The organism is Nocardia sp. NBC_01009 (assembly GCF_045208035.1).
Lineage (GTDB): Bacteria > Actinomycetota > Actinomycetes > Mycobacteriales > Mycobacteriaceae > Nocardia.
Map to the genome: position 1 here is coordinate 567,280 of NZ_CP108695.1, position 11,385 is coordinate 578,664.

13 protein-coding genes are annotated in these 11,385 nt (G+C 67.2%); 4 read left to right on the forward strand and 9 right to left on the reverse strand.

Annotated features, from left to right (window positions below):
* Positions 1–11: 11 nt before the first annotated feature.
* A complete protein-coding gene (locus OHA42_RS02600; protein ID WP_406239017.1) occupies positions 12–695 on the forward strand; it encodes a DedA family protein in 684 nt (227 codons plus the stop codon).
* A 52-nt stretch (positions 696–747) separates the two neighbouring features.
* Here the strand turns inward: OHA42_RS02600 and OHA42_RS02605 are convergent, their stop codons facing one another.
* The 3 genes from OHA42_RS02605 to OHA42_RS02615 form a co-directional block, all read right to left on the reverse strand.
* Positions 748–1,836: a glycoside hydrolase family 76 protein gene (locus OHA42_RS02605; protein WP_406239019.1), complete on the reverse strand. Its 1,089-nt coding sequence runs from the start codon at positions 1,834–1,836 to the stop codon at positions 748–750.
* Positions 1,837–1,968: 132 nt separating this feature from the next.
* Complete coding sequence (locus OHA42_RS02610; protein WP_406234251.1) at positions 1,969–2,655, reverse strand: TrmH family RNA methyltransferase; 687 nt, start codon at positions 2,653–2,655, stop codon at positions 1,969–1,971.
* A 61-nt stretch (positions 2,656–2,716) separates the two neighbouring features.
* Positions 2,717–3,052 (reverse strand): DUF4190 domain-containing protein, encoded by a 336-nt coding sequence (locus tag OHA42_RS02615; RefSeq protein WP_406234252.1) that lies wholly within the window; start codon positions 3,050–3,052, stop codon positions 2,717–2,719.
* Between the two features lie 90 nt (positions 3,053–3,142).
* Here OHA42_RS02615 and OHA42_RS02620 point away from each other — a divergent pair, with 90 nt between their 5' ends.
* From OHA42_RS02620 to OHA42_RS02630, 3 genes are all read left to right on the forward strand, one after another.
* Positions 3,143–4,519: a sensor histidine kinase gene (locus OHA42_RS02620; RefSeq protein ID WP_406234254.1), complete on the forward strand. Its 1,377-nt coding sequence runs from the start codon at positions 3,143–3,145 to the stop codon at positions 4,517–4,519.
* Positions 4,516–5,184, forward strand: coding sequence for a LuxR C-terminal-related transcriptional regulator (locus OHA42_RS02625; protein ID WP_406234256.1), 669 nt, complete (start codon positions 4,516–4,518; stop codon positions 5,182–5,184). The genes OHA42_RS02620 and OHA42_RS02625 overlap by 4 nt, the downstream gene beginning before the upstream one ends.
* A gap of 219 nt (positions 5,185–5,403) precedes the next feature.
* Positions 5,404–5,850, forward strand: a complete 447-nt coding sequence (locus OHA42_RS02630; protein ID WP_406234257.1) for a hypothetical protein — start codon at positions 5,404–5,406, stop codon at positions 5,848–5,850.
* Position 5,851: 1 nt separating this feature from the next.
* Here OHA42_RS02630 and OHA42_RS02635 read toward each other — a convergent pair whose 3' ends face one another.
* The 6 genes from OHA42_RS02635 to OHA42_RS02660 all read right to left on the reverse strand — a co-directional run bounded on the left by OHA42_RS02635 (position 5,852) and on the right by OHA42_RS02660 (position 11,285).
* A complete protein-coding gene (locus OHA42_RS02635; RefSeq protein WP_406239021.1) occupies positions 5,852–6,559 on the reverse strand; it encodes a lysoplasmalogenase family protein in 708 nt (235 codons plus the stop codon).
* Between the two features lie 31 nt (positions 6,560–6,590).
* Positions 6,591–7,655, reverse strand: coding sequence for a beta-ketoacyl-ACP synthase 3 (locus OHA42_RS02640; RefSeq protein ID WP_406234259.1), 1,065 nt, complete (start codon positions 7,653–7,655; stop codon positions 6,591–6,593).
* Between the two features lie 147 nt (positions 7,656–7,802).
* Positions 7,803–8,381 carry an orotate phosphoribosyltransferase gene (gene pyrE, locus OHA42_RS02645; RefSeq protein WP_406234260.1) on the reverse strand — a complete coding sequence of 193 codons (579 nt, stop codon included), beginning with the start codon at positions 8,379–8,381 and terminating at the stop codon, positions 7,803–7,805.
* 79 nt (positions 8,382–8,460) lie between these two features.
* A complete protein-coding gene (locus OHA42_RS02650; RefSeq protein WP_406234261.1) occupies positions 8,461–9,273 on the reverse strand; it encodes an SDR family NAD(P)-dependent oxidoreductase in 813 nt (270 codons plus the stop codon).
* A 24-nt stretch (positions 9,274–9,297) separates the two neighbouring features.
* A complete protein-coding gene (locus OHA42_RS02655) occupies positions 9,298–10,389 on the reverse strand; it encodes a hypothetical protein (protein ID WP_406234263.1) in 1,092 nt (363 codons plus the stop codon).
* A gap of 95 nt (positions 10,390–10,484) precedes the next feature.
* Positions 10,485–11,285, reverse strand: a complete 801-nt coding sequence (locus tag OHA42_RS02660) for a DUF5666 domain-containing protein (RefSeq protein WP_406234265.1) — start codon at positions 11,283–11,285, stop codon at positions 10,485–10,487.
* Positions 11,286–11,385: the final 100 nt, after the last annotated feature.

An 11,385-nucleotide genomic window follows, 5' to 3' on the forward strand; every position in this document is an offset into this window, starting at 1 on the left:
CCATTGCACCGTTGCCCCTAGCAGTGGGCAATTTCGATCCGCTGACCTCGGCGGGCCCCGCGCTCGTCTGGACGGTGGTGCTGACCTTCGTTTTCATCGAGTGCGCGGTGATCATCGGGCTGTTCCTGCCCGGCGACTCGATGCTGATCACCGCGGGCATCGTGATGGCGGGGCACGCCTCCGGCGAGACCCAAGTGTGGGCGCTCTCGGTGGGCACCATGCTCGCCGCCATCGCAGGGAACCAGGTGGGTTATGTCATCGGGCACCGCACCGGCCACCATTTGGTCGCGCGGAAGAACGGCAGGTACATCAACACCCGCAATCTGCAACGGGTCACCGAGTTGTTGCAGAAGCACGGGTTCCTCGCGGTGCTGATCGCCCGCTGGATTCCGTGGGTCCGCACGCTGTGCCCGATGGTCGCGGGCGCGGCCGGGATGAACCACCGCAAATACACCGCGGCGAGCACGATCGGCGCGATCATCTGGGCGCCGGTATTGCTGCTCATCGGCTATTACGCGGGCAGTTTCCTGGAGCGGGTGCCGTGGTTGATGCCCGGCGTCATCGGCACGCTCGTGGTCGGGTTGATCATCGGGACGGTGCTCGGTATCCGGCACTACCGGCAGGAGATGCGCAAGCCCGCCGAGGACTTCGATCTCGAATCCGCTCCCGCGTGCATGCTCGAGTCCGAGGGCTGAGCTCCGATCGGAGCAGCCCTGCGCCCGGCCGAGCCGCAGACAAGGCAGCCGTCTAGAGCCCGGCAGCGCTGACCTGGTAGGCGGCCTCCATCAACAACCATCCCGATAGCTGCACCGACATATCCCGCTCGGGGACCCGCGACGAGGTCACCGAACCACCCATGGTGAAATGCCCGGCACCGGAGCTGCCACCGGGCAACTGGGCCGGTTTGCTCCAGTCGTGACCGAACAGCGGCTCCCCCTCGACATCGAGCCGGTTCGCCCAGGCCGCGGCGGCCGAGGCCAGCACGATCGCGGCCGCGTCACGTCGAGCGGCGACCTGCTCACGATCGTCGCCGGGCAACATCAGCGCGACCACCGCGAGGTAACGGGCCAGAATCCCGTTGAACAGCCCGCCGTCACCGCCACCGCCACCGTTGATCACACCGCGGGTGGTCATGTGCTCCTCGACCGCGGTGAGCAGCCGGTGCACGCGTTCGGCGTGCCTCGGCTCGCCGGTGTGCACCGCAAGCTCGGTCTCCAAACCGAGCACCACGCCCTGGCAATAGCTGAACACCGGGCGCTCGATTTCGCCGGCGGGCAAATGGATTCCGTCGAGGATCAGGCCGGTCTCCGGATCGCGCAGCATCTCGTCGAGCCAGTCGGCCATCTCCTGGGCCCGCGCGTGCCTGCCCAGGCGCAGCAGCGCGATACCCGCGGGGCCGTTGGCCGGTGCGTTGAAGTAGTCCGATCGCTTGCGCCACGGGATACCGCCGCCGCGGGCCGGATCCCACGCGCCGTACAGCTCCTTCTCCAGCGCCACGAGCGCGCGGCGCGCCTCGGTGATGCCCTGGGTGCGCTCGGCGCGTTCCAGGGCGATGGCGAGCCAGGCCATGTCGTCGTAATAGTTATTGGTCCAGCCGGTGATGTTACGGATGCGGTGGGAGCGCGTGATCGCACCGATACGTTGACGGCGCGCCGGGGTCGGCACCCGGTTGGCCGCGTCCGTCGCGCAGTCGATCAGATGCGCCTGCCACCAGTAGTGCCAGGAGACGAAGGTGCGCTCACGCATGGTCGCAGGCCAGCCGACCACACCCAATTCCGTTCCGGGACAAGCCCACAGTGCGCGCAAGTGCCGAGAGACAATCGCGGACTCCGCCATGTCGGCGCGCTCCGACCACACCGCGGACGTCGGTGCCGCTCTGTCCCCACCCGTGCCCTGCCCGATATGCGGGCTCCGCGATGTCATAGATCAATGGTGCCAGCTCGACGCCGGTTTTTACGCCTGTTTTCGTTACCAAGCTGAGGCCAAATCGGCATGTTGACAAATCCACGCATGCATGGCGATTCCCGCCGCGACGCCGGCATTGATACTGCGGGTCGAACCGAACTGGGCGATCGACACCGTCATGACCGCCGCGTCCTTCGCATGCTGGGTGACGCCGGGGCCTTCCTGCCCGAAAAGCAGCAGGCAGCGGCGCGGCAGCACCGCGGTTTCCAGCGGCACCGAGCCAGGCGTGTTGTCCACCGCGACCACGGTGAGATCCGCGCGCGCGGCGTAGGCGAGCAGCTCGGCCACATCGGTGTGATGCTCGATGTGCTGGTAGCGGTCGGTGACCATGGCGCCGCGGCGATTCCACCGCCGCCGGCCGACAATGTGCACAGCGGCCGCGGCGAAGGCGTTCGCGGTGCGCACCACGGTGCCGATATTCGCGTCGTGCCCGAAGTTTTCGATGGCCACATGGAAAGGGTGCCTGCGCCGGTCGATATCGGCGATGATGGCCTCGCGCGTCCAATAGCGGTAGGCGTCGACCACATTGCGACGGTCACCGCCCGCGAGCAACTCCTTGTCGAAGCGCGGATCCTCCGGCGGCGGTTCGGTGTGCTCGTCGGCCCACGGGCCGACACCGTGCGGATGCTCGCCCCACTCGGTGGGTCCTGGCGGCTCCTGCTCCGAGGTGCCCGACACTGGGTCATTCACTCGGATGATGCTAATTCCGGTCGCGGCACCGCCGTCACACGAGGCGGATACGCACGCGGGCTCAATAGCTCGAACTGGAGTCGAGCGCGCCGGCAACACCGAGAACCACGACAAACACCACGACAAGCAAGCTGACGATGATCATCACCGAACCGATGATGCCGCACACGTAGCCGACCATGACATTGCTGCGGCCGCCCATCGCGCCGCCCGACGCGTCGATCTCGTTGAGCGCCTTCTTGCCCATCACCCACGCGAACGGTCCGAGCACCTGGCAGAACGCCAGACCGAGGATGCCGAGAATCAAGATCAGGGTGGCCTGCGGGTGTTCCTGCGGCGGGCCATAGCCATAGGGTGAATAGCCGTATTGCGGCGGCGGTGGTGGCGGGTAGCTCATGCGTGGATGGTAATAGGTGTAGCTGGCTACACCACAGATTCGGCGGACAGCTCCATCGAATCCCACGGCCGCGACGACAACCATGGAGCCATGACCGAGACAGACGCCGATCCGACCCTCGTGCTGAACGTGCCGACCGCGCCACCCGGCCGATCCGCCGCCCAGAAAGTGCTTCGCGCGGTGCTACGGGCGCCGATCGAGGCACGGACCTGGAAGGAATTCGCCTACGTATTCACGGTTTTCGTGCTCGGCTGCGTCGCCATCGCCTATGTGTTCTTCGGCTTCCTCGGCGGGCTGTTCGCCTCGATCTTCATCATCGGGTTGTGGGTGCTCGCACTGGTATTCCTGGGCGGGAGGACCTGGGGCCGGGTCTATCGCGCACTATGCAAGGACCTGCTCGGCACACCGGTCGTCGCACCGCCGCGCTTTGCGCCGCAGCCGGGGCCGTTCGGATTCTTGAAGAGCGCGTTCACTGATCGGGCCTGCTGGCGGGCCATCCTCTTCCTCTTCGCCCAAGCCGTGCTCGGCGTCGTCGTCGGCTATTTCGTGCTCATCGCGATAGCCGTGGTGCTGTTCACGGCGATCTCGCCGATTCCGTGGGTGCTGTTCCACCCGACGAATGTCGACGACAACGGCGTCGAGCATCATTCGCTCGCGCAGTTCGGTTCTTTCTATATCGACACCTGGCCCAAGGTGCTGCTGTTCTCGGCGATCGGCATCCTCGGTTGCTTCGCTTTGCCGTGGCTGTTGCGTGGCACCTGTTTGCTGCACCGCGCGCTCACGGTCACGCTGCTTGCCGCGACGGCGCGCGATACCCAGGTCGCCGAACTACAGGCGAGCCGGAAGGCCGCGGTCGAGAATGCGGCGGACACGCTGCGCCGGGTGGAGCGGGATCTGCACGACGGCACCCAGGCACGCTTGGTCACCATCGCCATGGCGCTCGGGCGGGCCGAGGAGCGGCTGACCATGGGCGGCGACCCCGCCGATCTGATCGCCGACGCGCATGCCAGTTCCAAAGAGGCGTTGACCGAACTGCGCGAGCTCGTACGCGGAATCCATCCGCCCGCACTGGAACTCGGGTTGGCGCCGGCCCTGGAAACTCTGGCGGCGCGCTGCGCGGTTCCGGTGGAGCTGCGAGTTCATCTGCCGCAACGGCCGCACCCTGCCATCGAGGCGATCGCCTACTTCTCCGTTGCCGAACTGCTCACCAATGTGATCAAACATGCCCATGCCGACCGCATCTGGGTGTCGGTGGTGCCGACCGACATTCGAACCATCACGGTCACCGTGCGCGACAACGGAATCGGCGGCGTACTGCTACCCGTGGCGGGCGAACACACCGCGGGCAGCGGACTCGCGGGCCTGGCGGCGCGAGCGCGCGCCGTCGACGGCACTCTCACCGTGCAGAGCCCGGCGGGCGGACCCACCGTGGTGACCATCCTGCTACCGAAAGCCGGGCCCCAATGACCATGCCACCGTCCAGCACGCCATTGCGCATCGTGATCGCCGAAGACAGCGCGATCCTGCGTGACGGACTCGCGGGCCTGCTCACCGAGCGCGGCCACGAAGTGGTCGCCATGGTCGGTGACGCGAGCACGCTGAGCGACGTGGTCGGCACACACAATCCCGATGTCGCCGTGGTGGACGTGCGTATGCCACCGTCCTTCACCGACGAGGGCCTGCTGGCCGCGATCGAGCTGCGCAGGAAGTACCCGATGACCGGGGTGCTGGTTTTCTCCCAATGGATCGAAACCCGCTACGCCACCGAACTTCTCGCGGGCGGTGCCAGTGGTGTCGGCTATCTGCTCAAGGATCGGGTCGCCGATGTACGCGACTTCATCGACGCATTGAACCGGGTGGCGACCGGTGGCACCGCCCTCGACCCCGAGGTGGTGAGTCAGTTGATGGGCGCATCCAGGCAGCAGGATTCGCTGGCCAGGCTCACGCCACGGGAACGGGAGGTCCTCGAACTGATGGCGCAGGGCCTGTCCAATAATGCGATCGCCGGGACGCTGACGGTCACCGAGCGTGCCGTGGAAAAGCATATCGGCAATATCTTCACCAAACTCGATCTGCCGCCGTCGGATACTCATCACCGCCGCGTACTCGCGGTATTGCGCTTGAAGGGCTGATTGACCGGGAGACGCCGAAAAACTCGGCAGGGCCCGCCGAACGCGTACGGATCGGGCCCACCGGACCTGGCCGGACCGCAGATCAGGGAGCGACAAGGGCACCACCATCGAGGCGCCGCCGCCCTCGCCCGACCATCCGCCGAGTCTTGCCGAGGCGCGTTCACAGCCGAGCGCGGCGTCCTATCCTGGAGGTGGCAGGACAGTCGGGTGGAGGCTGGTATGGACCACGCGCGCATCTTTCGCACGGTGCTCGGGGTAACCGCCGGGTACCTGATTTTGCTCGGGCTGTGGCTGGGCTGGCTATTGCCGCACACCCCGCCCGGAACCGAGCCCTATCAGATCATCGCGCTCGTCGGCCTGTTCGGATCGTGCGTCGGCATCGGGATGATGCTGGCCGTGCGGCCGTCGCGGGCGGATCGGCGGCTGTGGCGGCACGGCCTGGAGGGCTGGGCGACGATCGAGGGGGCGCATGCGCTACGCCCCACCGATCACCACACCGAGCTCACCGAATTCGATCTGGAACTCACCGTGCCCGGTTCCGAAAGTTACCGCGGGACCATTGTTTTCGACGTCACACCGGCCGACAAGCCGCGGCTCGCGGTCGGCGAGACCATCTCGATCCGAGTCGATCCAGCGAACCGGGACCGCATCATTCTGGTCCTGTGACTCATTCCGATACTGCGACAGCCACTTTCGCGTGCGCCCTCGGGTCAGCGAGCAGGTACTGCGCGGCGGCATAGGTGGACAGAATGACGCCCTCGGTGACGCGACGAGATCGCTCGCCGCGCGCGAAGAGACGGCGCAGCACGATCAACCCGTCGGAAACGGTGAACAGCAGCGCACCGACACCGAGTCGGCTGCGCGGGTCGGCACCGGGGACATTCACTCCGGCAACGGTTTTCGCGTGCGGTGCCACATCGGGATCGGAGGCGAGCACGGCCGCGGTCCCCAAGGTCGCGCCATAGGCCGCCAGCGGCGCGGCGACACCGGGCGCTTTGGCCCGCAGCAGCGCGCCCGCACCGAGCCAGGCAACAAGACGCGGCACGGCCACCGCGGCGTGCGGTCGCCCACCGCGCCGCCACCACAGTGCCGAATACCCGGTCTGCATCACCGCGAACGACGAAGCACCCGCGATCAGCCGACGATCGTTGTCCGGATCGATCAACAGGACGTCCCCGACCGTCGCGGCGGCCAGCGACCCGAGCAACAGGGCCCGGTCGGTAGGGTCCAGCTCCGCACCGTCGAGCGCGACGTCCACCGCGAGCAGCGGCATCAGCAACGGTTTGGCGAGCCATTGGAGCTTCTCGCGGCCGGTGACAGCCCCGTACACGGTGACCGCCGCCGCTACGAGGAAGCCGGCCCGGAACGGCCGCACAACCCACGACGGGCCCGGCGGCGGTAGCCGATCAGACACTAAAGCTCGGCTCGGTCGGAGCGGGCGGCAGCGTGACCACCTGGCCCGCGTAGCTCAGGCCGGCACCGAAGCCGAGCAGCAGGGCCGTCTGGCCGCCCTTGGCCTTACCGGTCACCAACATCTCTTCCATCGCGAGCGGGATCGACGCGGCGGAGGTGTTCCCCGTGTTCTCGATGTCGTTGGCCACCGGGATGTCGTCGGCGAGCCCGAGGTTCTTCTTCATCAGTTCATTGATGCGGGCGTTGGCCTGGTGCGGGATGAACACCTCGATGTCCTCCTTGGCGACACCGGATATCTCCAGTGCGGTGGACAGCGCACGCGGCAAAGTGACTGCCGCCCAACGGAATACCCGCGGGCCCTCCATCCGCAGCGACATCCGGCCAACCGGCTCGACAGCCGGGTCGGTGCCCTGCAAGGCCTGCGCCCGCTGCATGTACTCGAGAAAATCGACGTCCTGCGCGATCGCGGCCGCGTTCTCGCCGTCGCTGCCCCACACCGTCGGGGAGATGCCGTTCTCCTCGCTCGGACCGACCACCACCGCGCCCGCGCCGTCACCGAAGATCATCGCGGTGCCGCGGTCGGTCGGATCGAGTCCGACGGTCATCGTCTCGGCCCCGATCAGCAGCACGTAGTCGGCCGAACCAGCGCGGATAAGGTCGGCGGCGACACCGAGGCCGTAGCCGAAACCACCGCATCCGGAGGTCAGGTCGAAGGCCGCGATCCCGTTCATCCCCAGGTCGTTGGCGACCTTCGGGGCGCCGTGCGGGGTCAGCGTCAGCCAGCTGGAGGTAGCAAAGATCAAGGCGCCGATCTTCGAACGATCGATACCGCTGTTGACGATCGCGCGCTCGCCCGCTGCTGCTGCGATCGACTGCAGGGTCTCGTCACCGCTGATCCAGCGGCGATTGCGGACGCCGGTGCGCTCATAGATCCACTCGGGGGTCGAGTCGAGGACCTCGCACACCTCTTCGTTGCTGACCACGCGTTGGGGGCGATAAGCACCGATTCCGAGCATCGCGACGTTCTCACGACTGTTGTTGACTGCAAGGCTGACCACAGGTAACCCACACGACCCTTCACTGTCTCCGACCGCCTCGCTGCGCTCGGTATGCGTTCCGTATATCGGGTCGCGGCGTTGCCTCGTTATCGGTCGCTCGTCGCTCCCATCTCGAGTCCGAACCCGACCCGGGCCCGCAAACGCAGCTTAACCGAGGGCAAGATCCTTCAATCCGAGGATAGACCGGTACTCCAGCCCCTCGGCGGCGATGATCTGATCGGCCCCGGTTTCGCGGTCGACGACCGTCGCAACCCCGACCACCGTGGCACCGGCGTCGCGCAGCGCACGCACGGCGGTGAGCGGGGAGTTTCCGGTAGTGGTTGTGTCTTCGACAACCAGTACCCGCTTGCCGACGATGTCCGGGCCCTCGATCTGACGCTGCATGCCGTGCGTCTTGGCGGCCTTGCGCACGACGAAGGCGTCGATCGGACGCCCCGGCGCATGCATCACGGCCAGCGCGACCGGGTCGGCGCCCATGGTCAGTCCGCCGACGGATTCGAAGTCCCAGTCGGCGACCAGCTCGCGCAGCAGCTTGCCGATCAGCGGTCCCGCGCTGTGGTGCAGGGTGGCGCGGCGCAGGTCGACGTAGTAATCGGCCTCCTTGCCCGAAGACAAGGTCACGCGGCCGTGCACGACCGCCAGCTCGCGCACCAGCGCGGCCAACCTGTCTCGGTCGGACCCGGCGTCCGTGGTAACCGCGTCATTGCTTGTTGCCTGGTCGATCATGTCTGTGTTCCTTTCTCGCATGGGCGGGGCCCTCCGTGGTTACGCGTGCGCTGCCGCCTCCGGGCCTGACCGCCCATGCCTACGTTCTTCCGCGTGCGTTGAACAGGCCGCGATTCATTCGGGCCGCCAGGGTTCGCGGGATCATTCCGGCGACGGTGGTGAGTGCTTTGTACTGCACGCCGGGCACGCTGAGCACCCGGTCCTTCTCCAGATCACGCAGCGAACCGGCGACAACCTGATCGACGCTCAGCCACAACGGTTTCGGCAGCGAAGACATCTCGATGCCGGCTCGCTCATGAAATTCGGTGCGCACGAACCCCGGGCACAAGGCCTGGATCCGAACACCGGTTCCGGCCAGTCCGCCCGCCAACCCTTCGGTGAAGGATACGACGTAGGCCTTCGACGCCGAATACGTCGACCCGCGTCCCGGGATCAGACCGGCGACGCTGGCCACGTTGACGATCGACCCCTTCGCCGCGGCGATCATCGGCGGCAGCGCGGCCCTGGTGAGCTGCAGCACCGCGGTGACGTTGACATCCAACTGCGCCTGTAGCTGCTCCGGCGCCAACGTCCAGAACTCCCCGGAATGCGCGAATCCGGCGTTGTTGACCAGGAATTCGACACCCTCGGCCGCTCGCGCCGCGACCCGCTCACGATCCGCGGCAGCGGCCAGGTCGGCGGCGAGCACCTCCGAACGGGTGGCGAACTTCCGATCCAGCTCCGCCGCGAGCCCGGCAAGGCGCTGTTCGTCGCGGGCGACGAGCACCAGGTCATAGCCGAGTGAGGCAAGTCGCACCGCGTACCCGTGCCCGATACCGGAGGTCGGTCCGGTGATCAATGCGACAGGACGGGTCGCGCCGGGCAGGCGCGCGGGAACAGAACTATCGGTCATGTCTGCGCAATCTGTGACAGCCGCTCACTGCGGTACAGGTCCCTGGTATGGGCGGAATCCCGGATGGAAGGGGCCACCGGGCTGCTTCGGCGCTTCATCGATCGGTGGCCATGCGTCGTCCGCCTCGGCGGTGACGTGCGGCGACTCGTCGTCGGCCGACCAGCGGTCCGCGCGTGGCCGGGAACGAGCGTCGGGCACCACCGCGAGCGACGGCCTGCGCGGCGGGTCCTGGACGGCCGCCGCCGACGGTGCGCGCTGCTCGGGCTCCTCGTCCGGATCGTCGTAAGCGGCAGCGGTATAGCTCGGCTTCTTGTATCCGGACTTGTCGAAGCCTGTCTGCTCGTACTCGGAATCGTCGTACTCGGAATCATCTTCCGGCGACGCCACCCGGCCGGCCCCGATCGGACCATCCGGCTCACCGCGCTCGTCGGGCTCGTCATGACGCGTGCGGCTGCGCGGATGCGGGCGGCCTGGGTCGTGGTCACCGGAGTCCATTCCCAGCACATCGCTGACCGGCGGCAACACGTGCAGCAGACCGGAAAGCCGCAGCACCGCGTCGATGGTGGTTTCCCAATCCCGCGCGATGGTGCCGACATTCAGCATGCCGAGTGTCCAGTTGCCCTCGCTCCACAACATCTGCACCGTGTCGGGCAGCGTCTCGATGAAGGCGACCATCCGCTGGTCGACGGCGTGCCTGGCGATTTCCGGATTGGTCGCGAAAACCACCCGGTCACCGATGGCGCCGAGTAGTTCCAGGTCGGCGTCCTTGGGCGGTGACGCGGTCTTGAGCCGCATGTCGACGTCGATATCCGAGCCGATCTGCCGCCGCACCGCGACCAGCGTCGCCGCGTCTTCCAGATCGAAGAGCACGAACTTCTCGCCCTTGCGGATACCGGACACCACATCCACCGCGGAGAGGTAGCCGAGCTTGGCCAACGCACCGCGGCGCCAAGTCGACGCAAGTGCCGGTTCCACCGACACGTACGTGTATCCCTGGGATTTCGCCCAGACCTGGCGCGCATGACCGGTCCGCTGTCGTTGGACCCGATCGAAATACAGCAGCACGATCGCACCTACCAGCGCGATCGCCGCCAACCCGAACCACAATGCCGTCATCGGTGTCTAGCCTAATCGTCCGTGCCGGACGGAGTCCGACATTGGGCCCGCGCCGGGCCGAGCGAAGGCGAGGAACTCGCCGGATGTCGGGTCGCTCATCTCGGTCCTCCCGGCAACGAGGTGCTGATGATGACTCTGGCCTGGACCGACCCGTCCGCGGCCTTGTCGCCTTGGATGACGACCATGTCGCCGACGGGCAGATCGGCGGCCTTGATCGCAGACAGCGAGATCACCTGAGTGGTGGCGTCGGTGTGCACGGTGACCGAGCCGCCCGTCATCGTATTCAGGGTCAGGGTGCCGCCGTTGTTGGCGCTGATAGTGCCCATGGTCGCGCCGAGTTCGTCGATATTGCCGAGCCCGGGGATGCTGGGGATCGTCGCGGTGGACTGACCCGACCTCGGCGTGCCCGTCACTCTGGCCGGGCCGGCTAGCGTCGAGGTACTCGCGGCGCTCGACGCCGAGTCGTCACCCCCGAGCATCAGCCCGGCGACGACACCGACCACCGCGACCAGCGCGACGACGCCGAGCGTGAGCGCGACCCACAGTCCCGTGTTCCGTTTGGGTGGCTGCGGTGGGCCGGGCGGGACCATGCCACCCCGGCCCGGCATCGCGCCTGCGTCCTGCAGGGTCGGATCGGCCCACTGCTGGCCGTAGGGGCTCTCGTAAGCACCCCACTGGTTGTCGTGGGGCGGAAACTCGCGCGTGGCGTTCAGCGGCGGCGGCCATGCCTCGAACTGCTCGGTGGCCGGGTACGCCGGGCCCGCGCCATGACCGTATGCCTCGGTGTACTCCGTCGTGTGCGCAGGCTGCTCGAATCCGGACTTGTCCGGACTACCCAGATGCTCGGTCGGAGCATCCTCCGGCCGCTGCGCCCACGGATCGTCCCGGTTCGTCATGGCCTCCAGGGTAAGCCGGGTCGAGCCGGCAGGCAGTCAGACCTGGCCATCCGGCGCGCGGGTCGCTCCCGCGACGGCGTTCGGAAACCTTTACTCATTC